Origin of the sequence: Variovorax sp. LjRoot130 (assembly GCF_964253755.1) — a bacterium.
GTDB lineage: Bacteria > Pseudomonadota > Gammaproteobacteria > Burkholderiales > Burkholderiaceae_C > Variovorax.
Window position 1 is genome coordinate 4,531,060 of the sequence record NZ_CAXURM020000001.1, and the last position, 24,746, is coordinate 4,555,805.

Sequence of the window (24,746 nt, forward strand, 5' to 3'; positions counted from 1 at the left end):
CCTCAGCGGCTGTCGGGCATCAGCACCATGTTATCGCGGTGCACCATCTCCGGCTCCGCCACGTAGCCCAGCAGCCGCTCGAACTCGATTGAGGGCTTGCGGCACAGCAGCCTGGCTTCGGCGCTCGAGTAGTTGGCCAGCCCGCGCGCCAGTTCGATGCCCTGCGCGTCCCGCACGGCGATGACGTCGCCGCGCGAGAACTCGCCCTCGACGCTGGTCATGCCGATCGGCAGCAGGCTCTTGCCCTCGCCCCGCACCTTGGCGGCGGCACCGGCGTCCACCGTGACCGCGCCGCGCAACTGCAGGTGATCGGCCATCCAGCGCTTGCGCGCCTGGTGCTTGGCGGTCTGCGCCAGCAGCAGCGTGCCGATCGCTTCGCCGTGCGCAAGGCGCAGCAATGCGTCGTGCTCGCGGCCCCAAGCGATCACTGTCGAGGCACCGGAACCTGCGGCGCGCTTGGCCGCCAGGATCTTCGTGATCATGCCGCCGCGGCCGATGCTGCTGCCGGCGCCGCCGGCCATGGCTTCGAGCGCGGGATCGCCCGCGGCCGCCTCGTGCACGAAGCGCGCGTCGGGATTCTTGCGCGGATCGGCGGTGTAGAGGCCCTTCTGGTCGGTCAGGATCACCAGCGCGTCGGCTTCCACCAGGTTGGCGACCAGCGCGCCCAGCGTATCGTTGTCGCCGAACTTGATCTCGTCGTTGACCACCGTGTCGTTCTCGTTGATGACCGGCACCACGCCGAGCGCGAGCAGGGTCACCAGCGTCGAGCGCGCATTCAGGTAGCGCTCGCGGTCGGCCAGGTCGGCGTGTGTCAGCAGCACCTGAGCACTGCCCATGCCGTTCTCGCGCAGCTTGGTCTCGTAGATCTGCGCCAAGCCCATCTGCCCGACCGCCGCGGCGGCCTGCAGTTCGTGGATCTCGTGCGGGCGCGTGCGCCAGCCGAGCCGCTTCATGCCTTCGGCGATGGCACCGCTGGACACCATCACGACCTCGCGGCCGTCGCGCACCAGCGTCGCGAGCTGCCGGCACCATTCACCGATGGCGTTTTCATCCAGGCCCCGGCCCTCGTTGGTGACGAGGCTGGAGCCCACCTTGACGACGATGCGGCGCGCGTCGCGCAGGGCGGTGGAACCGGTGGTCGAGCTTGAAGTCATGTCAGGCAAAACGCGGATCGATCTCGGTCGGCGGTTGCTCGGCGACCTGTTGCGCCTTGACGTGCTGGTAGATCGCCTGCACCAAGGGCTCGCAGCCTTCGCGCGTGAGCGCGGAGATCTCGAATACCGGACCCTTGAAGCGCAGCCGCTTGACGAAGTCCTTCACACGCGCGGCGCGCTCGTCGTCCTGCACCATGTCGAGCTTGTTCAGCACCAGCCAGCGCGGCTTTTCGTACAAGGCTGCATCGTATTTCTTGAGCTCACCGACGATCGCCTTGGCCTGCGCGACCGGATCGGCGTCGTCGAAGGGCGCGATGTCGACCACGTGCAGCAGCAGCCGGGTGCGCTGCAGGTGGCGCAGGAACAGATGGCCGAGGCCGGCGCCTTCGGAGGCACCCTCGATCAGGCCCGGGAGATCGGCGACGACGAAACTCTGCTCCGGACCGACGCGCACCACGCCGAGGTTCGGATGCAGCGTGGTGAAGGGGTAGTCGGCGATGCGCGGGCGCGCATTGGAAATCGCACTGATGAGGGTGGACTTGCCGGCGTTCGGCATGCCCAGCAGCCCCACGTCGGCCAGCACCTTCAGTTCGAGCTTGAGGCTCTTCTTCTCGCCGGGCCAGCCGGGTGTCTTCTGGCGCGGTGCGCGGTTGATGGCGCTCTTGAAGCGCATGTTGCCGAAACCGCCGTCGCCGCCCTTGGCGATAGTGATCACCTCGCCCGGCGTCAGCAGTTCGTACAGCACCTCGCCAGTTTCGGCGTCGGTGATGATGGTGCCGACCGGCATCTTGAGCGTGATGTCGTCGCCGGCGGCACCGAACATGTCCGAGCCCATGCCGTGCTGCCCGCGCTTGGCATCGTGGCGGCGCGAAAAGCGGAAATCCACCAGGGTGTTCAGGCTCGGATCGGCCACGGCGAACACATGGCCGCCGCGCCCGCCGTCGCCGCCGTTCGGGCCGCCGAACTCCTTGTACTTCTCATGCCGGAACGACACGCAGCCGTTGCCGCCATCGCCGGCGGCGATGTCGATGAAGGCTTCGTCCACGAACTTCATGAGATGTCCAGTTTACAAATGAAGAAGCCCCGGCAAAGCGGGGCTTCGAGCAGATCGAAGTGACTGGCTTACGCCGGGGTCACGTTGACCGTGTGCTTGTTGAGCGCGCCCTTGGTGCCGAAGGACACTTGGCCGTCGACCAGGGCGAACAGCGTGTGGTCCTTGCCCACGCCGACGTTGACGCCGGGGTGGAACTGGGTGCCGCGCTGGCGCACGATGATCGAACCGGCGCTGATCAGTTCGCCGCCGAAAGCCTTCACGCCGAGCATCTTGGGCTTGGAATCGCGCCCGTTTCGCGTTGAGCCGCCGCCTTTTTTCTGTGCCATGGTGTTCGCTCCTTAGCCGGCGATCGCACCGATTTGCAGCTCTGTGAACTGCTGGCGATGGCCTTGACGTTTCTGATAGTGCTTGCGACGGCGCATCTTGAAGATGCGAACCTTGTCGTGCTTGCCGTGCGACAGCACAGTGGCTGTCACAGATGCGCCGGACACCAGGGGCGTACCGACCTTGATTGCGCTGCCGTCGCCGACTGCGAGCACTTGGTCGATCACGATTTCCTGGCCTACGTCCGCAGCAATCTGTTCTACTTTAATTTTCTCGCCGGAAGCAACGCGATACTGCTTGCCACCGGTTTTTATGACCGCGTACATGTGGACCTCTTGGAATAAGATGGTTCTACGGCGAATTCCGCAGAGCCCAAGATTCTAGCACGGAGGCCACCTGCCGGCATAGAGCGACGCCGCGCCGCATTGTCTGGGCACCCGGCTCCCTATAATCTGCGCCTTCCGGCCCTGCGCCATCGTCGTCCCTCACGCAGCGCACAAAGCGCCCCTGCCTTGTCAGTCCCCCCCGCCGACACCTCCCCCGCTGCCGCCGTACTCAGCCTGATTGCAGAGGACATGGCAGGGGTCGACCTCGTGATCGCCCGCCGCCTCGATACCGGCGTCCCGCTGGTGCGCCAAGTCTCCAAGTACATCATCTCGGCCGGCGGCAAGAGGCTGCGCCCCGCGCTGCTGCTGCTCATGGCCGGCGCTTTGGGCTATCGCGGAGAACAGCGCTTCAACCTGGCCGCCGTGGTGGAATTCATCCACACCGCGACCTTGCTGCACGACGACGTCGTCGACGAATCCACGCTCCGGCGCGGCCGCCCGACGGCCAACGAGTCCTTCGGCAATCCGGCCAGCGTGCTGGTCGGCGACTTCCTCTACTCTCGCGCATTCCAGATGATGTTGGATGCCAACAACGTCCGGGTCATGGAAATCCTGGCCGAGGCGACCAACGTGATCGCCGAGGGGGAGGTACTGCAGCTCATGAACATGCACGACGCCTCGCTCGATGAGGAGGCTTACCTTCGGGTGATCCGCTCGAAGACGGCCAAGCTGTTCGAAGCCAGCACCCGGCTCGCCGCGGTATTGGCGGGCGCGACGCCGGAGGTGGAAGCAGCATGTGCCGCCTATGGACAGGCGCTGGGCACCGCCTTCCAGGTGATCGACGACGTGCTCGACTATGCAGGCGATGCGAACGAGACCGGCAAGAACGTCGGCGACGACTTGCGCGAAGGCAAGACGACGCTGCCGCTGATTCTGGCCATGCAGCGCGGCACCCCGGCACAGCGCGAACTCATTCGCGCCGCCATCGAGGCGGGCGATACGGCGCAACTGCCGCAGATCGTCGCCATCGTGCGAGAGACGGGTGCGTTGGACGCTACGCGGGCAGCAGCAGCGGCCGAAGCGCAACGCGCGATGGATGCGCTTGCCGGCTTTCCCACGAATTCGCACTCTGCCGGTTTGCTACAATTGGCGGCTCAGTTGCTTGAGCGACGCGCCTAGACACCTCACGACAGGGGCACCCGGGACGAATCTTTTTCTTGCAACCATCGGGGTGTAGCTTAGCCTGGTAGAGCGCTACGTTCGGGACGTAGAGGCCGGAGGTTCGAATCCTCTCACCCCGACCAGTTTTAGGCCCGCTTTCTCCTCTAAAGCCGGGTTCTCCAAGTGAGAACCGGCCACGAGCCCGAGAGCCTGCGGCAATTCACTGTGTCAATTTGACGATTTGACGGACCCCTTCGAGATGAAGGACGACGAGTTGCCATTGCCCACCGGCTGCCACCTTCGCGGCGGCGTGTACCACCTCCGAATCGGCTTGCCCGATGACCTGAAGCCCCACTACCCACGGACCAAGTCAGGCAAGCTGGCGACCGATGCGTTCCGGGAAAGCCTGAAGACCAGCGAACGCACAACGGCGGTCAGACTTGCCCATGCCAAGATCGCAGAGGTCCAAGCTGACTTCGAGCGCGTAAGGCGTGAGCTGAAGCCCCAGAAGCTCTCCCCTACGTCCCAGTTGGTGGCGGAGTTATGCGAGCGCATCAGACACACCGTGCTGTATGAGGACGACGAGCGCCGCGCTGCGGGGCAAGTGCTCGCTGGAATTCCCGTATTGCCGGACGACTTCGGTGAACTGAGCGATGACCCATACGAACGAGCTGACCAGATCGCCGATGCCTGCGAAGTCTGGGCCGGGGCCTTGACGCAGTTGAATGTCATCGGCGATTTCCGTATGGCAGAGCAGTTCGCCAAGTTCGAGACGGACGCGATGGGCCTGCCTCCCGTGGACTGGGCCGGCCGAGGTCCCGAGCTATCGCGCGTGGCCCGAGAGCTGGCGAGAGCTTATGCAGATGTGGCGCGGCGCAGCCGTGGCGAAGACGTTGAGACGCCGCCGACCCCCAAGACCTCAGAGCAGTTCAAGCCGGCGCCGGCGCTCTCCGAGGAACCTCCGCTGTTCCTTGAGGACGTTGTGCCGACCTGGACGGCGCGGAACCGCCCAAAGGAGGACGCCATCAAGCGGACCAGGAAGGCCCTTACGCACTTCGAAGCCGCGGTGGGTAGGGTGGGTTTAAGAAGACTCACGAAGGCCCACGGGAGCGCGTTTGTGACCTACCTGCTTGACAGGAAGGCCAGAGGCTTCGGGGACAGCACTGCGGCGAACCACGCGGCAGCCATCAATGCGCTGCTGAATGCAGCGGTCAAGGCGGACCTGATCGAACGCAACCCCTTCGATCTGAAGTTCGAGGTCCGCGACGCCCAAGAGCGCGAAGAGTGGACCAATGAGGAGTTGACGCGCCTCTATGGGTCCGCGCTGTTCAAGGACCCTGGCGAGTTCCCGGTCCTCCGATCAACAGATCCGACCGAGGCTTACTTCGCTCTCTTGATCCTCCTATTCACCGGCGCCCGTATCGGCGAAGTCGCGCAGTTGGAGGTTGCGGATGTCATCGTCCGCAACGGGATTCACGCGCTGTCTATTCACCGCAAGGCCGGCACGGTCAAGACCGCCGCCAGCGTGCGGAATGTGCCGATCGCGGGTGACTTGGTCGCACTGGGACTCGTCGAATTTGCGGAGGCCCAGCGACAGGCCGGAGCGATCAAGTTGTTCCCATCGCTGCACCGAGGCAAGACAAGCCCGGGCGATGTGCTCGGCAAGTGGTTCAGACAGCCGGCTTGATTTTTCCCGAAAGATTCGCGCCGCGTACCGCGCCGCCCATCAACTGACTTCCCCCCTGCCGGGGGCCCACTGGGCGACAAAGCGGCGCCGGCCGCAACGGCGCGTGTAAGTCAACCAAAGCAGACCATAGCGGAACGGGAGTCCACTCTCGTTGATCTATTGAGACGGCGAGAGTCCGTCCCCCGGGCGAACACAAACTTCACCTGCTGCTCTTACCTAGATTCCCAGACTAGCTGTTCAGAGGCCGGCCAGTTGTCGAAGCCGTTCGATGATCAAAGGCACCCGTCCCTGGCTTGCCTCATCTCCGGGCAGGTGACCCGGCAACTGCTCGGTGAACGCTTCGTCGGCCAGCAAGCGGTCAAATTCGTCTTCGAGGAACTCTCGGACATCAGAAGGACATCGCCGCACCTCGTCGATCAGCTCTGGCCGCCCGTCTATCACGTTGATGATGTCCTCCATGTCTGTGCTTCCCAGATAGTCCCCATTCCCCCGGCTGTGGAATGCTTCCAGCTTAGTTGACAGGAACATGGGCGCAGAGACGACTAGGATTTCCAGGCCACTCGGCAGCGTCTGCTTTTGGGCACTCTCGACGGCGACTTCATACCAGCGATTCACGGAATGCCCAAGAATCTCTTTGGTCGGCATCACGTCGATGATTAGGCCCCCCTTAGTCCAGCGGCACATGTGATCTCCGTTTTCAAGGAACCCACAGGCCCGTAGCCGAGGCGAAAGTCCCTCGTAGTAGTCACCAAGTGAAGCAACCTCGGCCACAAGATCCACATCGACTGTCTGCCGAACCGCCGGCCGAGCGCGATCGGTAATAAGAAGCCCCACTGAGCACCCACCAACTAACACCAGCTCGGATCGAAGATCGCCGAGCGCCTCAGCTACCAACTCCACGATCGAGACGTTTGGATCGCGTGTGTTCATGACAGCCGCCCCTCAAGCTCTTCAGACGCGATCTTGCGTTCGCGAGCGGCTCCCACGCGCAATGCATCGACCAAGGTCAAGACTTCATAGAGCGCCGCGTCATTTCTCGACGCCTCCAGCACGCATGGGTAAAGGGGCTGCAATCCTGGTCCTCGCACCTTGCCCTCGGGATCCGGCCAAACCGGGGTTTCAACCGACTCTTCAAAGTGAGGGCGCAGGACTGGTCCGCCTATAGCTGTCGGCATCCCCCTTGTCATCGGGCCAAGTTGGGCGGGGTAGGCATACCTCGCTCCGTGCAGCGCAAATTCGAGGACAGCCGATCGAAGGGCCCGCACGCTGCCTGCGGAGCGACTCAATAATCTCGCTTGCTCCGCCCGCGTCACCGCGCCGTGAACAGATGAGAGCGCCATGCCCAGTTCCCCGGCTAGGTCAGCAAGCACAAAGTCTCGGCTACGGTTGACAGCCAGCTTGAGGGCAACAACTAGGTCCTGAGGTTTAAGAGTCATTTGCCCCACTACAAGAGCCATTTTCAAGTTTCCTGAAAGTCGAATTTATGCCTAGGATACCCGCTTAGGCCTTAGTTTCAGATTTCATGAATGTGAAGACTAGCCGTAACCTGCGCAAGGGATCGGATCCGAGCAAGGGCAGCCGAACTTGCGACAGCAAACACCTTAGCCTCATGGTCTGAAAGTATAAGAAAAACTCCAGCGCGTACAATCTAAACCCATCAATTCATCGCCTAGGAGTAGACCATGGCTGAAGCGCCGCGCAAGAAGAGTCCCCGAGCCCCTTCCATGGACCTCCAGGAAGCCCTAGAGCGTACGGGGAAAGCCTATGACAAGGAACGCCTTCACCCTGCGCCTACAGACGTGGTAGCCCAGAACATTGGCTACAGAGGGGCAAACAACGGCTCTGCGCTTGCCGCGTTGGCATCGCTTCGCTACTACGGACTGATGGAGCGACCTCGCGAGGGCGTGCTTGCGGTGTCCAAAGACTTTGAAAACTACCGGTTCGCACCAAATGAAGGCGTCAAACGCGCGTTGGTTCAAAAGTTCTTTCAGACGCCCCCGCTCTTCAGAGAACTTCTAGAGCAGTACGATAGCGGCTTTCCCTCGGACGCCACGCTTAAGTACGAACTAATTCAGCGTGGCTTTCTGCCCCAACCGGCCGCGGCCCTCGTGGCAGTACTAAAGCGCTCAGCTGAGTTCGCGGACACGCAGCAGGCCCCCCCATCGGCACCGGCTGTAGCAGATGCACCGGAAGCCATGAACGACGCCGCCGCACCGGGGATTCAGAACCATCAATCACCTCCTCCGGCCGTTCAAAGTGCCAGCCCAGTTGCACCAGTTCCCCCAGTTGGTCCCCCTTCAATCGAGGTTGAAGCAACACACGATCGCATACCCGTTCGCCTATCGGGAAATAGGCGAGCTTGGTTGGTTATTCCGGAGCCGTTCTTCGAAGCGGACAAGAAGCGACTCAAGGCGCAGATAGACCTCTTGCTGACGGAAGACGATGAAGCGGACGATGACCTCTAGTCGCCACCCGGGTGGAACGGCCAACCGCGCCCAAAGAGCGGCCGGGGCGAGCAAAGAATTCATGAGGGCTTTATCGGCGGCTTTCCGCCAAGGCCACTTGGGCTTCACCCAACTCTGGTGATCGGAGCTCAGTGAACATCTTCACCGCGCGTTCGGCGTAGCTGCGGCCCTCGCTGGCGCGGTTTTGGCGAGCCAAGGCCCGAGCCAAACTCAAACAGCTTCTTGCGATTAGTACCTTGCGACCGACATTCTCGGCTAGCTCTAAGGAGCGGCGGGCAATCTCTTCGGCTTCGGGCCACTGCTCTCGTTTCAAGGCCGAAATGGCGAGATTTGCGGTGCAGATTGCGACTACGTGTTCCGCTTCAGGCTCCCGAGAGGTCGTGGCAATCGCGAGCGCCTCATGGAAGCACGTGTCCGCCTCTGAAGCATCGGACGCCATCAGCGCAATGCCAAGGGATAGTATGTAGTTCGCCGTCCGCACGCTCTTAGGTGACAGACTACGGCACATCCGTATCGATTCGCGGTGAGCGGTGACAGCGGCGGCGTAGTCCCCTCCCAACTCATGCCCCCAACCGCGCAGTTGAAAGGCTAAAGCCTGTGTGCACGGATCAGCGCGGGCTGCTTTCCAATGGGCGGCGGCCCTGTCGGCGCAGGCGAGCACCTCGACAGCCTCGCCGCGGGCGCGATGACAATAGCCCACCCTAAAGGCACGCCAACCAGCATTTGTGAAGTCCTGGGCCAGTACAGCCTTTGCTTCAGCCTCGGATTCGAGTGCGAGAAGCTCATCCCACCGTCCGGTGAAATCGAGGAAGTCATTCAACGCTGCGCACACGTGCTGCAGACGCCTAGTGTCACCCGCGACCAGCACTGGCAGCGCGGCGGCGACCTGCGGCCAAGTCGCCTCCAGAACGGGAAAACGGGCGTAGTTTTGGAAGCCGTTCTGGACCACTTGAGCGTACGCCCAGCTCGCGAGGCGGTCGCCACTGATCGCTATCGCCGCAGGTGAGGCCCGACGTAAAAACAGCGCGGCTAACGGCGGCAGCATCCACGTCCCAGCCACTTCATCTTCTTCCAGCAGAGAACGATCGCGTAGACCGTCAAGCGCCGTTTCCACCGCCTTGGAGCTGAGATCGGTCATGGGAATCAACCAGTCAAGTTTTGCCGGCTGCGTGAAGTGCACCAAAGCGGCCAACACCGCGGATTCACTAGTCGAGAAGGTCTCTAGCAAGTCACCAAAGATGAAGTCAAGTGGATCGTTTTTTTGATCGAGGGACTGGACCCGATGTGCCTCCTGAAGCCGCGAGATCGCTGCGGCCACTGTCCGGCATCTGCCGGTGGTGAGGCCCAGTTGACCGACCGTCCAAGTCAACAGAAGCGGATTCCCCCCTGTCTCGCTATAAAGTTGATCGCGCTCTGCGGGGGTAAGGCGGGCGGCCGGCTCCCAACGTTGCCCCAACTCGTTCAGCAGTTCGTCAGCCGCATCGCGTTCCAACATGTCTAGGCGCATCACGTGCGAAGCCAAAGAGCCGTCAGTGCGGCGGCGGCTCGTCACGATGGCACGGCAGCCGGCAGGCAGGCTGTCCAGCAACTCAAACAATCTCCGCCGCTCCGCAGGGCTGAAGGTCTCTAAGTTATCCAGCACAAGCAGCGCCCGATGGTTCGCCAAGGCATGGCGGAACAGATCCGGGCGGTCGAGCGGACTAGCGCGTGGGATGTCATCTCGGCCGAGCGCCAGAGCAAGCTCATTGAGGACATCGTGGAAGTCTCCGACACGGTGATCCGTCAGCGTATGTAGGCCGTTGGGTAGCAGTTCCCGGCCCTTCGCTGTGACCCAGAGCTTTAGCGGATAGTGTTCCGCCGGTGCGCGATGAGCTGCTTCCAATGCCAACGAAGTCTTGCCGACGCCGCCAGGACCATCCAGGACCACGCCCCAACCGCGATGCTCCGGCGACAAACACTTAGCAATCTTTTCCAGATCCGGCTTCCGCCCGAAGAACGGCCGACGCGAAGGCAGTGTGGAATGCGGCACAAATTTCGTGGAGCCAAGCTGCGGAACATCGGCGAGATCTTCATCGGTCTTCAAGGGCGATCGATTCGCACTCGACGTGTCTTTCTGCGCGACAACCCGCTCCGGGGAGGTCCCGCCGTCATCGGTCAACTCGGCATGCTCGTGATCGGGCACGAATCGCCAAGGGCCAGTTTTGTTAGTCGCGACGCGCGGCCAGATTCGAAGCGTCGTTGCCTCGCTGTCGAATTCAATTCGGCCGGCTGAGTAGCCATGCGAGCGCTGAATTGTGGGTGGCTCACCGTAGCGATCCATGCCGAAGACGGAACAGCCCTGGCAGAGCAGGATGGGGTTGGCGCCCCCGCCTTTACGCGTGTATTGGATCTCAAGCTCGTGCTGGTGCCCGAAGAGTTGCACGGCGAACCGCCCCGCCGGGACAATCTCGGATTCGCCATCCTTACGCGCTTCCGGCGTCAACCAGTCCGGCCCTTGATGCGTCAGCATCAGGCAAACATCGTGCTGCTTCGCCCAAACATCGACGCCCCCCTCGCAAAGGGCATGAACCTGCCGCGAGTCCCAAACCAATCTCCCTTTATAGTCGCCACCCGCGAGTTGCAGGAACGCCGTGTTCAACCCGACGATCCCTATCCGCCGCGAGCCACACTGCAGCGTGGTCGAGAAGTCACCGGGCAAGATCCCCTCTCTGATTGAGTCAGGGCGATGCTGAGTTCCCTTCCACCATCCGCTGTATGCGGCGAAGGCGTTGTTGATCACGCGGCGGTAGGAGCCGTCAGGTTGGTCCCAGAATTTCTGCTGGATGCGCTGGAAGCCGCCTTCCTCCAAGAGTCGCTCCGCCGCCGGGTCGTCGTCGTCGGGGTTGGGACGAAAAAGATCGTGATTGCCGGGCACCGCCAACAGCACGGCGTTGCTCGATCCGAGATCCCCTAGCTTGCGCCACAGCGGTTCCAGCACCTCGGCCTGCATTCTGGTGAACTCGTCCGCTTTGCCTCCCTGCACCAAGTCGCCCGTGAACAGCACCGCATCCCACGGACCACACTTTTCATGTAGTGAGGCTAGGCTGTCAAGAAATGGGCCTCGCAGCGTGGGCCACAGATGGCCCTGCCCCTTCAATCCGTAGTGCAGGTCAGTCAGATGCAGCCAAGAGAAGGGCTTATTTGGCATAGGGCGTCTCGCGCAGGAGAACAAGGAGGTTGGGCGGCAAATTCCATTCTTACCGACATCTGAAATCTTCGGCCCCGATGCGGGAGGAAGTGTTGCAGTCAGGTATACCGTGGCTGCACAGTGCCGGCATAGCCCCATTGCCAGTTCAGATGAAGTGTGAATTATTTCACTTGAACACTACTTAATACATGTCTAGACTCCAAATGAACACATTCGGAGCGTCCCATGCCAACCATCGCCTACCTGCGCGTCAGCAGCGAAGACCAGAACGAAGCCCGCCAGCGCGAGGCAATCGCGCAAGCCACCAACATCGAGGAAGACCACCACTGGTTTACCGATAAGGCCAGCGGCAAGAACACGGATCGCCCAGCCTTCGAGGCGATGATGAAGTTCGTCCGACGGGGCGACGTGCTTGTGGTGCACAGCACTGACCGACTCGCCCGCTCCCTTGTCGATCTTGAGCGGATCGTCTCGACCCTGACGGCTCGCGGCGTGGCGGTGCGTTTCCTGAGGGAAGGCCAGGAATACACCGGGGACGACGCACCGACAGCGGTCCTCATGCGCCAGATGATGGCGGCGTTCGCCCAGTTTGAGCGTGCCATGATCCGCGAGCGCCAGCGCGAAGGCATCGCACTCGCCAAGGCTGCCGGGAAGTACCGGGGCAGTGAACCCAAGCTGTCAGACGAGCAGGCATCAGAACTTCGCCGACTGGTCGCGGAGGGCGTGCCCAAGGCCCGCGTCGCCGACCGGCTGGGCGTGTCGCGTGGCAGTGTGTACTCCTACCTGCGCCGCTCCGAGGCTCAGGCGCCTTCCGCAGTCGCCCCCTGATCGCCATCCCCAGTAGCCCCGACCCACCTGCGTGCACCTGCGCACCTGTGGTTTCTGTACAACAGACTTCTTCCCATGCCACGACCCGAGGCGATCCAACAGGATCCCGACCCGCGCTGCCGGCGCTTTCACCCTGACGCCTTGCCCACGCACAGGCGCTGCCCCACCTGCAAACCCGGGGCAGATGTGCACCCCTTGGATGTAGCGAACTTCTACGAGCGCAAGACCCGCTTCCCATGGAACCTCAGCCGCTTCACAAGCCAATGCCGTGATTGCCATCGAGAGTTTGCCGCCGCCGGGTACGCGGCGAACGCTGAGGCCCGCAACGCCCGCAGCGTGGCGAGGCGCCGCATCGTGAAGCTGAGCAAGCTACACGCGGCGATCTTCTACACACCGCCTCAGGTCGCGATCCGCGAGCGCAAGGCAGCGGAGCAGCGAGACCGCAAGGAGCGGATTGCGCTCTACCGGCGGCAGAACGTCCGAGCGCGTGGCGGATACAGCCCCGAGCGGGACGGCATCAAGTTGATGATCCGGGAGAGGTCAGCCATGTACCGACAGCGAAGACAGCAGGCCAGCAGGAGCGGCTCCCTGGACGCCATGAGGGGGCAGGCAGACCATGGAACCCGCGAAGAGCCCCAGGACTCCACGGGCCACTTGGAGGCAACGGGACTCGCAGAGACCGGGCGAGAAGCAAGAGCGAGCGAATCAGCACAGATGCTTGCACGCCTTCGGGCACAGCACGCCGCCGAGGCGGCTCAGCGCAACCAAAGATCGAAAGAGGAAGACAGCGAGTGACAAGCAAGGCAGACCAGAGCGACACCTTTGACGACGAAGCACCTGAGAAGGCAATTGACCCGCATGCGCTGGCCGAAACAACGAGGGCTGCGGCCGAGCGCCTTCGAGAGATCGCGGCGGAAGCCCGGGAACTGTTCGACGTGGTCGGCAAGGGGTACACGTACTCCAAGGGAATCCTGCCGATCCCCAAGCGATACGAGTGGCGCGAGAAGGCCGGGCTGCCCTTGTTAGGGGACAACGACGATCAGCGTATGGCTGCCAGATGGACAGCCGGGCGGGCAGAGATCGAGTCCAAGATGGGAGTGGCGCCCATGATGTTCAGCCCCCGCTCCCTGCTGAGCGCCTATGGGGCTTGGCAGAAACGCAAGGGTAAGCGGATCAGCCCAGCGAAAAGGGAATGGACCGAGACGCTCGCGGAGTTGCCCGAGCTTTATGACCTCAAGGAGGTCGAACAGTCCCACGCCGCCCTGTTTGGGAAGGTCATGGCTGAGACAACCAAAGCGACCTCCAAGGTCAACAAGGGGACACCGGATTGGCGGCTGGAGCTTGCAGTACTTAAGGGCGCCTATCACCAAGTGCTGAGGCGGGCGGCCGTCGAGCACAACATGGGCCAATCGGAGGGCAACACGATCGACCTGACCAAGCTCGAAAGCGAGCACGACTTCTAAAGCGGTCTTTCGACCGTCTGGCGAGAAATTCCCGACAGGTGTCTATTAAGGGCATCGAGCACCGCCGAAAACATGGCCTTGGGGCCGGGCCTGTTGCCCCGGCACACGCATGTGACGAGCAGCCTCAGAACGATAGAGCGCCTCGGTGTAGACTGGGCGCTCGCGCGTCAATTTGGCGCAGTGATCCCGGTTGACGCATAGATCGCGCGCCCTCGGGAGGAGTAGGTAGCGGAGGAGGTTCGAATCCTCTCACCCCGACCAGCCTTTTCGGCTGTAAATGCAAAATGCTCCGCGGTCTGTTGCTGCGAAGCGATTTACAGCCCTTGGGGGATCAGCGATGATCGTGAAGCAATTTTTCACGTCTTGTTACATTCGTTGAATGGCCGCTGCTGAACCCCTCGTCAAAGAAAGCTCGTCGATCGCCCTGCCGGGACTCGCGCGGGCCTTGATTTCGGCCGGCAAGCTTCCGGCAAAAGCAGCCGAAGACATCTATCAGAAGTCGCTCAGCGGGCGGACCAGCTTCATCGCGGAGCTGACCGGCACGGGCGCCGTCTCGGCCGCCGACCTCGCGCACACCCTGTCGAGCGCCTTCGGTGCGCCGCTGCTCGACCTCGATGCGATCGACCCGCAGCGCCTTCCCAAGGACCTGCTCGATCCCAAGCTGTGCCAGGCCTATCGGGTCGTCGTCCTGAGCAAGCGCAACAATCGTCTCATTGTTGCAACAGCCGATCCTTCGGATCAGCAGGCAGCCGAAAAGATCAAGTTCGCGTCCCAGATGGGCGTGGACTGGGTCATCGCCGAGTACGACAAGCTCTCGCGCATGATCGAGGCGGCCGCAGTGAGCGCGTCCGAAACCATCGACAGCATCGTCGGTGCCGAGTTCGAATTCGACGAAATTTCGGCGGATACCTCGAGCGACAACAACGACCCGGCGGTGGCCGAGGTCGAAGACGCGCCGGTCGTTCGCTTTCTGCACAAGATGCTGCTCGACGCATTCAGCATGCGCGCGTCGGACATCCACTTCGAACCCTACGAGCATCAATACCGCGTGCGCTTCCGCGTCGACGGCGAACTGCGCGAAATCGCAAGCCCGCCCACGGTCATCAAGGACAAGCTGGCGTCGCGCATCAAGGTGATTTCGCGGCTGGACATCTCCGAAAAGCGGGTGCCGCAGGACGGCCGCATGAAGCTCAAGATCGGTCCCGACCGCGTGATCGATTTCCGCGTGAGCACCTTGCCCACCCTGTTCGGCGAAAAGATCGTGATCCGTATTCTCGATCCGAGCAGTGCACGCCTGGGCATCGACGCACTGGGTTACGACGCGGATGAAAAGGAACGATTGCTCACTGCCATCGGGCGTCCCTACGGCATGGTGCTGGTCACGGGCCCGACCGGCTCCGGCAAGACGGTGTCGCTCTACACCTGCCTGAACCTGCTCAACAAGGCCGGCGTCAACATCGCCACGGCGGAAGACCCGTCGGAAATCAACCTGCCCGGCGTGAACCAGGTCAACGTCAACGAAAAGGCGGGGCTGACCTTCGCGACCGCGCTGCGCGCCTTCCTGCGCCAGGATCCGGACATCATCATGGTCGGCGAAATCCGCGACCTCGAAACCGCCGACATCTCGATCAAGGCTGCGCAGACGGGCCACCTGGTCTTGTCGACCCTGCACACCAACGACGCCCCCACGACACTCACGCGCATGCGCAACATGGGCATCGCGCCGTTCAACATCGCGTCGAGCGTCATCCTGATCACCGCGCAGCGGCTTGCGCGCCGCCTCTGCACGGTTTGCAAGGTGCCGGCCATGGATGTGCCGAAGGAGGCGCTGCTCGATGCCGGCTTCAAGGAAAGCGATGTGGACGGTACCTGGAAGCCCTATCGCCCGGTCGGCTGCTCGGCCTGCAACGGCGGATACAAGGGGCGCGTTGGCATCTACCAGGTGATGCCGATCTCCGAAGAGATCCAGAAGATCATTCTGCGCGATGGCAGCGCCCTCGATATCGCGAAGCAGTCCGAAGCCGAAGGCGTGCGCTCGCTACGTCAATCGGGACTGAAGAAGGTCATGCAGGGCCTGACCTCACTTGAAGAAGTGCTCGCGGTCACCAACGAATAGCATTGAGAAGCGGAGCTCGAATGGCAACGGCAGCAGCAGCATCAACCCGAACCCTCAAGGAATTCGTTTTCGAGTGGGAAGGCAAGGATCGCAACGGCAAGGCGGTACGCGGCGAGGTCCGCGCTGCCGGCGAAAACCAGGTCCAGGCGGCGCTGCGGCGCCAGGGCGTGCTCGCCACGAAGATCAAGAAGCGGCGCATGCGCTCCGGCAAGGCCATCAAGCCAAAGGACATCGCCATCTTCACGCGCCAGCTGGCGACGATGATGAAGGCCGGCGTTCCGCTGTTGCAGGCCTTCGACATCGTGGGCCGCGGCAACGCGAATCCGAGCGTGGCCAAGCTGCTCAACGACGTTCGCAGCGACGTGGAAACGGGTACCTCGCTGTCCGCCGCTTTCCGCAAGTTTCCCAAGTACTTCGACAACCTCTACTGCAACCTGGTCGAAGCCGGCGAAGCCGCAGGTATCCTGGAAGAACTGCTCGATCGCCTGGCCACCTACATGGAAAAGACCGAGGCGATCAAGTCGAAGATCAAGTCGGCGCTGATGTACCCGACCTCCGTGGTCGTCGTCGCGTTCGTCGTGGTGGCGATCATCATGATCTTCGTGATTCCGGCCTTCAAGCAGGTGTTCACCTCCTTCGGCGCCGACCTGCCGGCCCCGACGCTGATCGTCATGGCCATCAGCGAATTCTTCGTCGCGTACTGGTGGCTGATCTTCGGCGTGATCGGCGGCGGCCTCTACTTCTTCATGCAGGCCTGGAAGCGCAACGAGCGCGTTCAGCGGGTCATGGACCGGCTGCTGCTGCGCCTGCCGATCTTCGGCACGCTGATCGACAAGTCCTGCGTCGCGCGCTGGACCCGCACCTTGGCCACCATGTTTGCCGCCGGCGTGCCGCTGGTCGAGGCGCTCGACTCGGTCGGCGGCGCATCCGGCAATTCGGTGTACGCCGACGCCACGGCCAAGATCCAGCAGGAGGTCTCGACCGGCACCAGCCTGACGTCGGCCATGACCAACGCCAACCTGTTCCCCTCCATGGTCCTGCAGATGACCGCGATCGGCGAGGAGTCCGGGTCGATCGACCACATGCTGGGCAAGGCCGCCGATTTCTACGAGTCGGAAGTCGACGACATGGTGGCCGGCCTCTCGAGCCTGATGGAGCCCATCATCATCGTGTTCCTCGGCGTGATCATCGGCGGCATCGTGGTCTCGATGTATCTGCCCATCTTCAAGCTCGGCCAGGTCGTCTGATGCTGGTTTCGCAGGGGGTGGACGCCGCATTGGCCGGCGTGCTGGGGTTGTTGATCGGCAGCTTCCTCAACGTCGTGATCTATCGCCTGCCGAAAATGCTGGAGCGCCAATGGGCCGCCGAATGCGCGAGCCTCAACGGCGCGGAACCCGCTGCTGCCGAGGCCTTCAATCTGATGGTGCCGCATTCGCGCTGCCAGCAGTGCGGCCACGCGATCCGCTGGTACGAGAACGTGCCCATCTTGAGCTACCTGTTTCTTCGCGGCAAGTGCTCGGCGTGCAAGACGCCGATCAGCCTGCGCTATCCGCTGGTCGAGCTGGCGACCGGCGCCCTGTTCGCCTGGTGCGTATGGCGCATGCCGGGCCAGTTCGGCGGCCTGGCCTGGTGCGGCTTCGCGGCCGCGCTGATCGCGCTCGCGCTGATCGACTGGGACACCACCCTCTTGCCCGACGACATCACGCTGCCCTTGCTTTGGGCCGGCCTGCTCGCTGCCCTCGCGGGTTTCACGGGCGTGAGCCTGACCAACGCCGTCTGGGGCACCGTGGCGGGCTATGTCTCGCTGTGGGCGGTCTATTGGCTGTTCAAGCTGAGCACCGGCAAGGAAGGCATGGGTTACGGCGACTTCAAGCTGTTCGCCGCCTTCGGCGCATGGTTCGGATGGCAAGCACTGGTGCCCATCATCCTGATGGCATCGGTGATCGGTGTGATCGTCGGCATTGCACTCAAGCTCAACAGCGGATTGCGCGAAGGCGGCTACGTGCCCTTCGGCCCTTTCCTCGCGGGTGCGGGCTTCACGGCCATGCTCTTCGGCCCGGACGCGATCCTTCGCGTGGCCGGCCTCTGACAAGCAAAGGCGCGCGTGCCATGCGCATCGGACTGACCGGCGGCATCGGCAGCGGCAAGAGCACTGTCGCGTCCATACTGGTCAGCGCCGGCGCCACGCTGATCGACACCGACGCCATTGCACGTGCGATCGCCCAGCCTCATGGGGCCGCCATGCCCGCAATCGAAGCCGAATTCGGCCCCGCAGTCATCGCTGCGGATGGCGGTCTGGACCGGGCGCGCATGCGGGACCTGGTGTTTGCCGACACCGGCGCCAGGAAACGGCTCGAGGCAATCCTGCATCCCTTGATCAGCGCGGAGTGCGAACGCCAGGCGTCGGCCGCGGCCGGGCAGTTAATCGTCTTCGATGTGCCGCTGTTGGTCGAATCGAAGCGTTGGCGCGCCCTGGTCGATCGCGTGCTGGTCGTCGACGCGACCGAAGAAACCCAGGTGCAGCGCGTGGTGGCGCGTTCGGGCTGGACGCCCGAAGCCGTTCGCGCCGTAATTGCTCAGCAGGCCGACCGCGCGCAGCGCCGCGCCGCAGCCGATGCGGTGATCTTCAACGAGAAAATGTCGCTGGCGGAACTCTCCGCCGACGTCCGAAATCTGTGGGAACGGTGGACCGGCGCAGGCACGCGATAATCCCGGGCTGACTGCCGCCACACGCGCGAAACAACAACAAGGCGGCGCGCTCGAATGGGCCATGCGACGCAGCCCTCCCCAAGATGCTTTTCAATTCGTACGCATTCATCTTTCTCTATTTCCCGATAGTTCTTGTCGGGTTCTTCCTGATCGCAAAGCGCAACGCGCGTGCGGCCGCCGGCTTTCTTGCGCTCGCATCGCTGTTCTTCTATGGCTGGTGGAGCGTCATGGCCTTGCCGCTGCTGGTGGGCTCGATCTGCGTCAACTACTGGTTCGGACTGCGCCTCACGCCGAACCCGGGACGCGACGACCGTCAGCGCAAGCGCATGCTGATCGCTGCGCTCGTCGTCAACCTCGGGGTGCTGGCGGTCTTCAAGTACGCCAACTTCTTCGTCTCGAACGTGAACGAGGGGCTGGCTGCCGCAGGACTGGCGCCGATTCCGCTGCTCCATATCGCACTGCCGATCGGGATTTCGTTCTATACCTTCACGCAAATTGCCTTCCTGGTCGACTGCTGGCAGGGCAAAGTTCACGAGCGCAGCTTCATTCACTATGTGCTGTTCGTCACCTACTTCCCGCATCTGATCGCGGGTCCGGTGCTGCATCACGCGCAGATGATGCCGCAGTTCGCCAACCCAGCCATCTACCGGATCGATGCGAACAAGCTCGCGCTCGGCATTGCGATCTTTAGCTTCGGTCTCGCGAAGAAGCTGCTGATCGGCGACAAGATGGGACAGTACGCCGACCTGATGTTCAACGGCGTGCACAACGGCATCGCGCCCTCGCTCTACACGGCATGGTTCGGTGTGCTGGCCTACACGCTGCAGATCTACTTCGACTTCTCGGGCTATTCGGACATGGCGGTGGGGCTGTCCTTGTGCCTGGGCGTGCAGTTGCCGCTCAATTTCCGATCGCCCTACAAGTCGACCAACATCATCGAGTTCTGGCGGCGCTGGCACATTTCGCTGTCGACCTTCCTGCGCGACTACCTGTACGTGCCGCTGGGCGGCAACCGCAAGGGTGAGGCGCGCCGCTACCTCAATCTGTTTCTCACCATGCTGCTCGGCGGCCTCTGGCATGGCGCGGCGTGGACCTTCGTGATCTGGGGTGCGTTGCACGGCGCATTCCTGATGATCAACCACCTGTGGAACGCCAAGGTGCTGCGCAATGCCACACCGAGCCGCTTGAGGCGCGCGGCCGGCTGGTTGCTGACCTTCCTGTGCGTGATGATCGCCTGGGTCGTGTTCCGCGCCGAGAGCGTCGCCACGGCGCTCGAAATCTACAAGGGCATGCTCGGCATGCACGGAACGCCGCCGAGCGCATTCGGCGAATTCGCGGTCCCGTATCGCAAGCCCGAGTTCTTCCAGACCTTGCTGCTCGGCCTGTTCATCTGCCTGGCATTGCCTCCCACGATCGCGTTGGAGCGCTGGGTGCCTGGTCCGATCGCGCTGGCGGGGCGTCCGCGCTCGATGCGGGCGGTCACGGCACTGATCGCCGCTTTCGTGGTCGTGCTGTTCGGCATGTGCGTGTCCCAACTGGGCGTCTACAGTCCCTTCCTTTATTTCCAGTTCTGACATGACCCCAGCGAAACTCTGGCTGCGGATCTTTTTCGCGGGCTTTGCGGTGATCGTGGCCCTGCTGCTGGTCACCCTGTTCACACCGGTTCCCTACGGCGACCTGTCGCGCATCGGGCGGGTATCCGATCACGAATTCGGGTGGCGCAAACCGCCACCTCCTCTTCCGCTCGAGTCCATGCGCAGTGTCCCGATGGACCAGGCCGACATCCTCGTCATCGGCGACAGCTTCTCGATGACCTTCACATGGCAGAGCGTGCTGGTGAAGGCCGGCTACCGCGTCACGACGATCTACTGGGGACAACTTCCCTTCATCTGCAAGAATTTCAGCCAATGGGTCGAGGGCACCGGCTTCCGCGGCAAGCTGATCGTGATCGAGAGCATCGAGCGCCTGCTTGCCGAGCGCCTCGACGACAGCGAGAACTGCAGCGCGATGTCGAAGAAGCCCCTGTCGGTCAAGAAGGAGCCCTTCGTGCCGCCCCTCGCCCAGGTTCCGGGCTTCGAACTCAACACCAACGCCAAGCTGACCGCCGGCCTGAACACCTATCGCAACACGCAGCGTGCGATCGCATCGCCCGACGTCCAGTTCGGCGAGCGCGCGCGGGTGCGCACCGTGCCCGACGGCTGCGCCTATTTCAGCCACAGGCTCTGCGACAAGGCGCTGTTTTTTCCCGATGACACCAAGGCGGCCGAATTGTCCGAGCGGACGCTCAGGCAGATGGAAGCGATCAACCAGGCGCACCCGTCGTTGCCGATCCTATGGATGGTGTTGCCCGACAAGACGACGACCTACGTGGAACCGAAGCACTCGGCCAGTTTCGTGGCCGCGCTCAACAAGACCAAACTCGGCCCCGACTTGTTCACCGCGGCGAGGGAGGCCCGCACGACCGTGCGCGATCTGTATTTCCCCAACGACACGCACCTGTCGATGCACGGTCAGCTGTGGGTCGGCGACCTGATGCTGACGCAGGTGCGCGAGTTCCTCTCTCCCGGTCGACACAACGCGCCGTAGGACGGATGCCAGTTCCCATCCGCTGCGGCGCGGCAGCGAGTCTTCCGGCTATCATCGTGCGACTGGAAGCCGACGCGTGATTCTGTACGAGTACCCCTTCAACGAGCGCATCCGGACCTACCTGCGGCTGGAGCACCTGTTTCGCCGTCTCGGCGAATTGGTGCCTGCCGATTCGGCGCTCTCCCACCACTACGCCCTCGTCACGATCTTCGAGATCATGGACGTGGCGGCGCGCGCCGACCTCAAGGCCGACGTGATGCGGGACCTCGACAAGCACAAGAATGTCTTCAACAGCTATCGCGGCAATCCGGCCATCTCCGAAGCCGTGCTCGACCAGGTCGTCGGCAAGCTCGAAAGCAATTTCACGACCCTCAACACGGTGCCTGGCAAAGCCGGCCAGGCATTGACCGAGAACGAGTGGCTGATGAGCATCCGCAGCCGCGCGGGCATTCCCGGCGGCACCTGCGAATTCGACCTGCCGGCCTACTACGCCTGGCAGAACGGCAGGGCCTCCGATCGGCGCGCCGACCTGGAACGCTGGTCCTCCACGCTCGCGCCGCTGGCCGAATCGATCTACCTGCTGCTGAAGCTGTTGCGCGACGCCGACGTGCCTTACAAGGTCATGGCCGCGGGCGGCCAGTTCCAGCAGAACCTGCCCCAGGGCCGCAGCTTCCAGCTGCTGCGCCTGCGCATCGACCCGAAACTCGGACTCATTCCCGAGATCAGCGGCAATCGGCTCATGGTGTCGGTGCGGCTGATGCGGCAGGAGGCCGATCGCCTGCACCAGAGCGCAGACGACACGCCGTTCGAGCTGACCCTCTGCGCATGATGACCAAGGTCAATGCAGCCGGCGAGCGCATCGTCCGGTGTCCGGCGTGCGGGAAAGACAGCGTCTACGCGCCCAGCAACCCGTACCGGCCCTTCTGCAGCGCGCGCTGCAAGGGCATCGACCTCGGCGCCTGGGCCAGCGAAGAATTCAGGATGCCGGCCGAGGCGCCGCCCGACGACGAGCCTTTCGGCGACCCGAAGCTTCAGTGACCGTCCGGCTGGCCGCGCTCTTCGGCCAGCCATCCGAGCACCGGCAGCGCGCCCGGCAGCACCGGCGTCACATCGAGCGGCAGCTGCTGCCAGCGCATGGACTGGCCTTCGCGCATTTCGAACTCGCCCCGCCACGCTCGGACCTTGCACCAGTGCAGGCGCACCAGCGCATGCGGGTAGTCGTGTTCGGTGGTCTTCCAGACTTCGGCGCCGGCGATCGTGATGCCGAGCTCCTCGTGCAGTTCGCGCCGGAGCGCTTCCTCCACCGTCTCGCCGGTCTCGATCTTGCCGCCCGGAAACTCCCAATAGCCCGCGTAAGGCTTGCCCTCGGGCCGCGTCGAGAGAAGCAGGGCGTCGTCTTCGCGGATCAGGATGCCGACCGCCACCTCGGTGTGTTTGCGCGTGTCCGTCATGGCCGGGTTCAGCTGCGGCCCGCGTAGTCGCGCGCGAACTGGTAGGCCACGCGGCCGCTGCGCGAACCCCGCTCGAGCGCCCACACCAGCGCCGCGGGGCGCGCCGCCTCGATCGCCTTCGCATCGACGCCGAAGGACGAGAGCCATTGCGCGACGATCGTCAGGTATTCGTTCTGGCTGAAGGGATAGAAGCTGACCCAGAGGCCGAAGCGCTCCGACAGCGAAGTCTTCTCCTCGATCACCTCGCCGGGATGCACCTCGCCGTCCTCGGTGTGGGTGTAGCTCAGGTTGTCCTTCATGTACTCGGGCAGCAGATGGCGCCGGTTGCTGGTCGCGTAGATCAGCACATTGGGTGTCGCCGCGGCGATCGACCCGTCGAGGATCGACTTGAGCGCCTTGTAACCCGGCTCGCCCTCGTCGAAACTCAGGTCGTCGCTGAACACGATGAACTTCTCGGGCCGCTGTGAAACCACCTCGACGATGTCCGGCAGGTCGGTCAGCTCCGCCTTGTCGACCTCGATCAGGCGCAAGCCCTGCGGCGCATAGGCCTGCAGGCAGGCACGGATCAGCGAGGACTTGCCGGTGCCACGGGCCCCGGTCAAGAGCACGTTGTTGGCCGGCTTGCCCTCGACGAACTGGCGCGTGTTGCGCTCGATCTTTTCCTTCTGGAGGTCGATTTCCTTCAATGCGTCCAGCGACATGCCCGCCACATGGCGCACCGGCTCTAGCGTGCCGTGCCCCGAACTGCGACGGCGGTAGCGCCAGGCGATCGAGGCGTTCCAGTCGGCGGGCGCCGCCAGCGGCTGGGGAAGGATCGACTCGATGCGGCCGATCAGCTGTTCGGCACGCTCGATCAGCCTTTCAAACTTCTCGTTCATATCGATTAGCTATGAAGCTTGTCTGTTCGGGGGGACACCGCGGAACCGGCCTTGCCGGGCCGCTGGTGTCGCCCCCCGCTGAGGGGGTTGGCGAAGCGACACGAAGTGCGCGAAGCCTGGGGGAGGTCAAGATCTGTAGTCGGCGTTGATGGAAACGTAGTCGTGGCTCAGGTCGCAGGTCCACACCGTATCCGCGGCCTCGCCGCGGCCGAGGCCGATGCGCACCATGATCTCGCTCTGCTTCATCACGCGCTGGCCGTCTTCTTCGCGGTAGCTCGGATTGCGCCCGCCCTTGACCGCGACGTGCACGTCGTCGAGATGGAGGTCGATGCCGGTCTGGTCGAGGTCGGCGATGCCCGCGTAGCCGACTGCCGCGAGGATGCGCCCGAGGTTGGGGTCGCTCGCGTAGAACGCGGTCTTGACCAGCGGCGAATGCGCGACCGCATAAGCCACCTGGCGGCACTCGGCGGCGTCGCGCCCGCCTTCGACGCGGATGGTGATGAACTTGGTCGCGCCCTCGCCGTCGCGCACGATGGCCTGGGCCAGCTGGAGCGCGACCGCCTGCATCGCGTCCAGCAAGGCGCGGCCTTCCACGGAATCGAGTGAGGTGACGGTGCCGTGCTCGGCTTTCTGCGTGGCAATCACCACGAAGGAATCGTTGGTCGAGGTGTCGCCGTCGATGGTCACCCGGTTGAACGAGGCCTCGGCCAGGGCCTTGGCCAGCGGCTGGATCAGCGACGGATCGATCTTCGCGTCGGTCGCCATGAAGCCGAGCATGGTCGCCATGTTCGGCCGGATCATGCCGGCGCCCTTGCTGATGCCGGTGACGGTGACCGTGACGCCGCCGATCTGCAGCTGCCGGCTGAAGGCCTTGGGCACGGTGTCGGTGGTCATGATGCCTTCGGCCGCGCGCGCCCAGTTGGCGGGCGCCGCGTCGGCCAGCGCGGCCGGCAGCCCGGCCTCGATGCGGTCGATCGGCAGCGGCTCCATGATCACGCCGGTGGAAAAGGGCAGGATCTGCTCGGGCGCGAGGTTCAGCTTGCGCGCCAGCGCGATGCAGGTCGCGCGCGTGCGCGCCAGGCCGTCCTCGCCGGTACCGGCATTCGCATTGCCGGTGTTGATCAGCATGGCGCGAATGCCGAAGTCCCGGGCCAGGTGCTCGCGGCACACCTGCACGGGTGCAGCACAGAAGCGGTTCTGCGTGAACACGCCGCCGACGGCGGCGCCTTCGTCGATCAGCACGACCGTCAGGTCCTTGCGGTTGGCCTTGCGCACGCCCGCCTCGGCCACGCCGATGCGGATGCCGGGCACCGCATGCAGCTCGGCGGGATCGGGAGCGGAGAGATTCACTGGCATG

At 63.4% G+C, this 24,746-nt stretch carries 23 protein-coding genes and 1 tRNA gene; 15 read left to right on the plus strand and 9 right to left on the minus strand.

The features are described 5' to 3' along the window. Positions 1-2: 2 nt before the first annotated feature. The 4 genes from proB to rplU all read right to left on the minus strand — a co-directional run bounded on the left by proB (position 3) and on the right by rplU (position 2,858). On the minus strand, positions 3-1,154 hold the full coding sequence (gene proB / locus ACSQ86_RS22625; protein ID WP_436305151.1) for a glutamate 5-kinase: 1,152 nt from the start codon (positions 1,152-1,154) through the stop codon (positions 3-5). Position 1,155: 1 nt separating this feature from the next. Further along, on the minus strand, positions 1,156-2,208 hold the full coding sequence (gene cgtA / locus ACSQ86_RS22630) for an Obg family GTPase CgtA (RefSeq protein WP_093105747.1): 1,053 nt from the start codon (positions 2,206-2,208) through the stop codon (positions 1,156-1,158). 68 nt (positions 2,209-2,276) lie between these two features. Continuing rightward, positions 2,277-2,534, minus strand: a complete 258-nt coding sequence (gene rpmA / locus ACSQ86_RS22635) for a 50S ribosomal protein L27 (protein WP_436305153.1) — start codon at positions 2,532-2,534, stop codon at positions 2,277-2,279. A 12-nt stretch (positions 2,535-2,546) separates the two neighbouring features. Then, positions 2,547-2,858, minus strand: coding sequence for a 50S ribosomal protein L21 (rplU, locus tag ACSQ86_RS22640; protein WP_093105742.1), 312 nt, complete (start codon positions 2,856-2,858; stop codon positions 2,547-2,549). A gap of 186 nt (positions 2,859-3,044) precedes the next feature. Between rplU and ACSQ86_RS22645 the strand changes: the two genes are divergently transcribed. From ACSQ86_RS22645 to ACSQ86_RS22655, 3 genes are all read left to right on the plus strand, one after another. Continuing rightward, a complete protein-coding gene (locus tag ACSQ86_RS22645; RefSeq protein WP_436310296.1) occupies positions 3,045-4,037 on the plus strand; it encodes a polyprenyl synthetase family protein in 993 nt (330 codons plus the stop codon). 48 nt (positions 4,038-4,085) lie between these two features. Further along, positions 4,086-4,162 (plus strand) — tRNA-Pro (locus ACSQ86_RS22650). A gap of 116 nt (positions 4,163-4,278) precedes the next feature. Then, positions 4,279-5,706 carry a DUF6538 domain-containing protein gene (locus ACSQ86_RS22655; protein WP_436309620.1) on the plus strand — a complete coding sequence of 476 codons (1,428 nt, stop codon included), beginning with the start codon at positions 4,279-4,281 and terminating at the stop codon, positions 5,704-5,706. Between the two features lie 237 nt (positions 5,707-5,943). Here ACSQ86_RS22655 and ACSQ86_RS22660 read toward each other — a convergent pair whose 3' ends face one another. After that, on the minus strand, positions 5,944-6,636 hold the full coding sequence (locus ACSQ86_RS22660) for a hypothetical protein (RefSeq protein WP_436309621.1): 693 nt from the start codon (positions 6,634-6,636) through the stop codon (positions 5,944-5,946). 794 nt (positions 6,637-7,430) lie between these two features. On the opposite strand from ACSQ86_RS22660, the gene ACSQ86_RS22665 reads away from it, so the two are divergent. Continuing rightward, positions 7,431-8,171: a hypothetical protein gene (locus tag ACSQ86_RS22665; protein WP_436309622.1), complete on the plus strand. Its 741-nt coding sequence runs from the start codon at positions 7,431-7,433 to the stop codon at positions 8,169-8,171. A gap of 70 nt (positions 8,172-8,241) precedes the next feature. On the opposite strand, the gene ACSQ86_RS22670 is transcribed toward ACSQ86_RS22665, so the two are convergent. Next, on the minus strand, positions 8,242-11,496 hold the full coding sequence (locus ACSQ86_RS22670; protein WP_436309623.1) for a tetratricopeptide repeat protein: 3,255 nt from the start codon (positions 11,494-11,496) through the stop codon (positions 8,242-8,244). Positions 11,497-11,583: 87 nt separating this feature from the next. Between ACSQ86_RS22670 and ACSQ86_RS22675 the strand changes: the two genes are divergently transcribed. The 11 genes from ACSQ86_RS22675 to ACSQ86_RS22725 all read left to right on the plus strand — a co-directional run bounded on the left by ACSQ86_RS22675 (position 11,584) and on the right by ACSQ86_RS22725 (position 22,098). Continuing rightward, the gene (locus ACSQ86_RS22675; RefSeq protein ID WP_436309624.1) at positions 11,584-12,186 is read left to right on the plus strand and encodes a recombinase family protein; all 603 of its coding nucleotides are present in this window, start codon (positions 11,584-11,586) and stop codon (positions 12,184-12,186) included. Positions 12,187-12,540: 354 nt separating this feature from the next. Continuing rightward, positions 12,541-12,981 (plus strand): hypothetical protein, encoded by a 441-nt coding sequence (locus tag ACSQ86_RS22680; protein ID WP_436309625.1) that lies wholly within the window; start codon positions 12,541-12,543, stop codon positions 12,979-12,981. Beyond that, positions 12,978-13,649: a hypothetical protein gene (locus ACSQ86_RS22685; protein ID WP_436309626.1), complete on the plus strand. Its 672-nt coding sequence runs from the start codon at positions 12,978-12,980 to the stop codon at positions 13,647-13,649. Before ACSQ86_RS22680 ends, ACSQ86_RS22685 begins: the two co-directional genes overlap by 4 nt. Before the next feature lie 379 nt (positions 13,650-14,028). Then, positions 14,029-15,765, plus strand: a complete 1,737-nt coding sequence (gene pilB, locus ACSQ86_RS22690; protein ID WP_436305154.1) for a type IV-A pilus assembly ATPase PilB — start codon at positions 14,029-14,031, stop codon at positions 15,763-15,765. Between the two features lie 20 nt (positions 15,766-15,785). Further along, on the plus strand, positions 15,786-17,012 hold the full coding sequence (locus ACSQ86_RS22695; protein WP_436305156.1) for a type II secretion system F family protein: 1,227 nt from the start codon (positions 15,786-15,788) through the stop codon (positions 17,010-17,012). Then, positions 17,012-17,854, plus strand: a complete 843-nt coding sequence (locus ACSQ86_RS22700; protein ID WP_436309627.1) for a prepilin peptidase — start codon at positions 17,012-17,014, stop codon at positions 17,852-17,854. Before ACSQ86_RS22695 ends, ACSQ86_RS22700 begins: the two co-directional genes overlap by 1 nt. 20 nt (positions 17,855-17,874) lie before the next feature. Continuing rightward, positions 17,875-18,474 carry a dephospho-CoA kinase gene (coaE, locus tag ACSQ86_RS22705; RefSeq protein WP_436305158.1) on the plus strand — a complete coding sequence of 200 codons (600 nt, stop codon included), beginning with the start codon at positions 17,875-17,877 and terminating at the stop codon, positions 18,472-18,474. A gap of 83 nt (positions 18,475-18,557) precedes the next feature. After that, positions 18,558-20,048, plus strand: coding sequence for an MBOAT family O-acyltransferase (locus ACSQ86_RS22710; RefSeq protein WP_436305159.1), 1,491 nt, complete (start codon positions 18,558-18,560; stop codon positions 20,046-20,048). Between the two features lies 1 nt (position 20,049). After that, positions 20,050-21,060: a hypothetical protein gene (locus ACSQ86_RS22715; RefSeq protein ID WP_436309628.1), complete on the plus strand. Its 1,011-nt coding sequence runs from the start codon at positions 20,050-20,052 to the stop codon at positions 21,058-21,060. 76 nt (positions 21,061-21,136) lie between these two features. After that, complete coding sequence (zapD, locus tag ACSQ86_RS22720) at positions 21,137-21,889, plus strand: cell division protein ZapD (RefSeq protein WP_436305161.1); 753 nt, start codon at positions 21,137-21,139, stop codon at positions 21,887-21,889. Then, entirely contained in the window at positions 21,889-22,098 is a 210-nt protein-coding gene (locus ACSQ86_RS22725) for a DNA gyrase inhibitor YacG (protein WP_093105721.1), read from the plus strand. Before zapD ends, ACSQ86_RS22725 begins: the two co-directional genes overlap by 1 nt. Here ACSQ86_RS22725 and mutT read toward each other — a convergent pair. The 3 genes from mutT to argJ all read right to left on the minus strand — a co-directional run bounded on the left by mutT (position 22,092) and on the right by argJ (position 24,745). Then, on the minus strand, positions 22,092-22,511 hold the full coding sequence (mutT, locus tag ACSQ86_RS22730; RefSeq protein WP_436305162.1) for an 8-oxo-dGTP diphosphatase MutT: 420 nt from the start codon (positions 22,509-22,511) through the stop codon (positions 22,092-22,094). The two genes, ACSQ86_RS22725 and mutT, sit on opposite strands and share 7 nt — an antisense overlap. 8 nt (positions 22,512-22,519) lie before the next feature. Beyond that, positions 22,520-23,389 (minus strand): ATP-binding protein, encoded by an 870-nt coding sequence (locus ACSQ86_RS22735; RefSeq protein ID WP_093105716.1) that lies wholly within the window; start codon positions 23,387-23,389, stop codon positions 22,520-22,522. Between the two features lie 126 nt (positions 23,390-23,515). Continuing rightward, the gene (argJ, locus tag ACSQ86_RS22740; protein WP_436305164.1) at positions 23,516-24,745 is read right to left on the minus strand and encodes a bifunctional glutamate N-acetyltransferase/amino-acid acetyltransferase ArgJ; all 1,230 of its coding nucleotides are present in this window, start codon (positions 24,743-24,745) and stop codon (positions 23,516-23,518) included. Position 24,746: the final 1 nt, after the last annotated feature.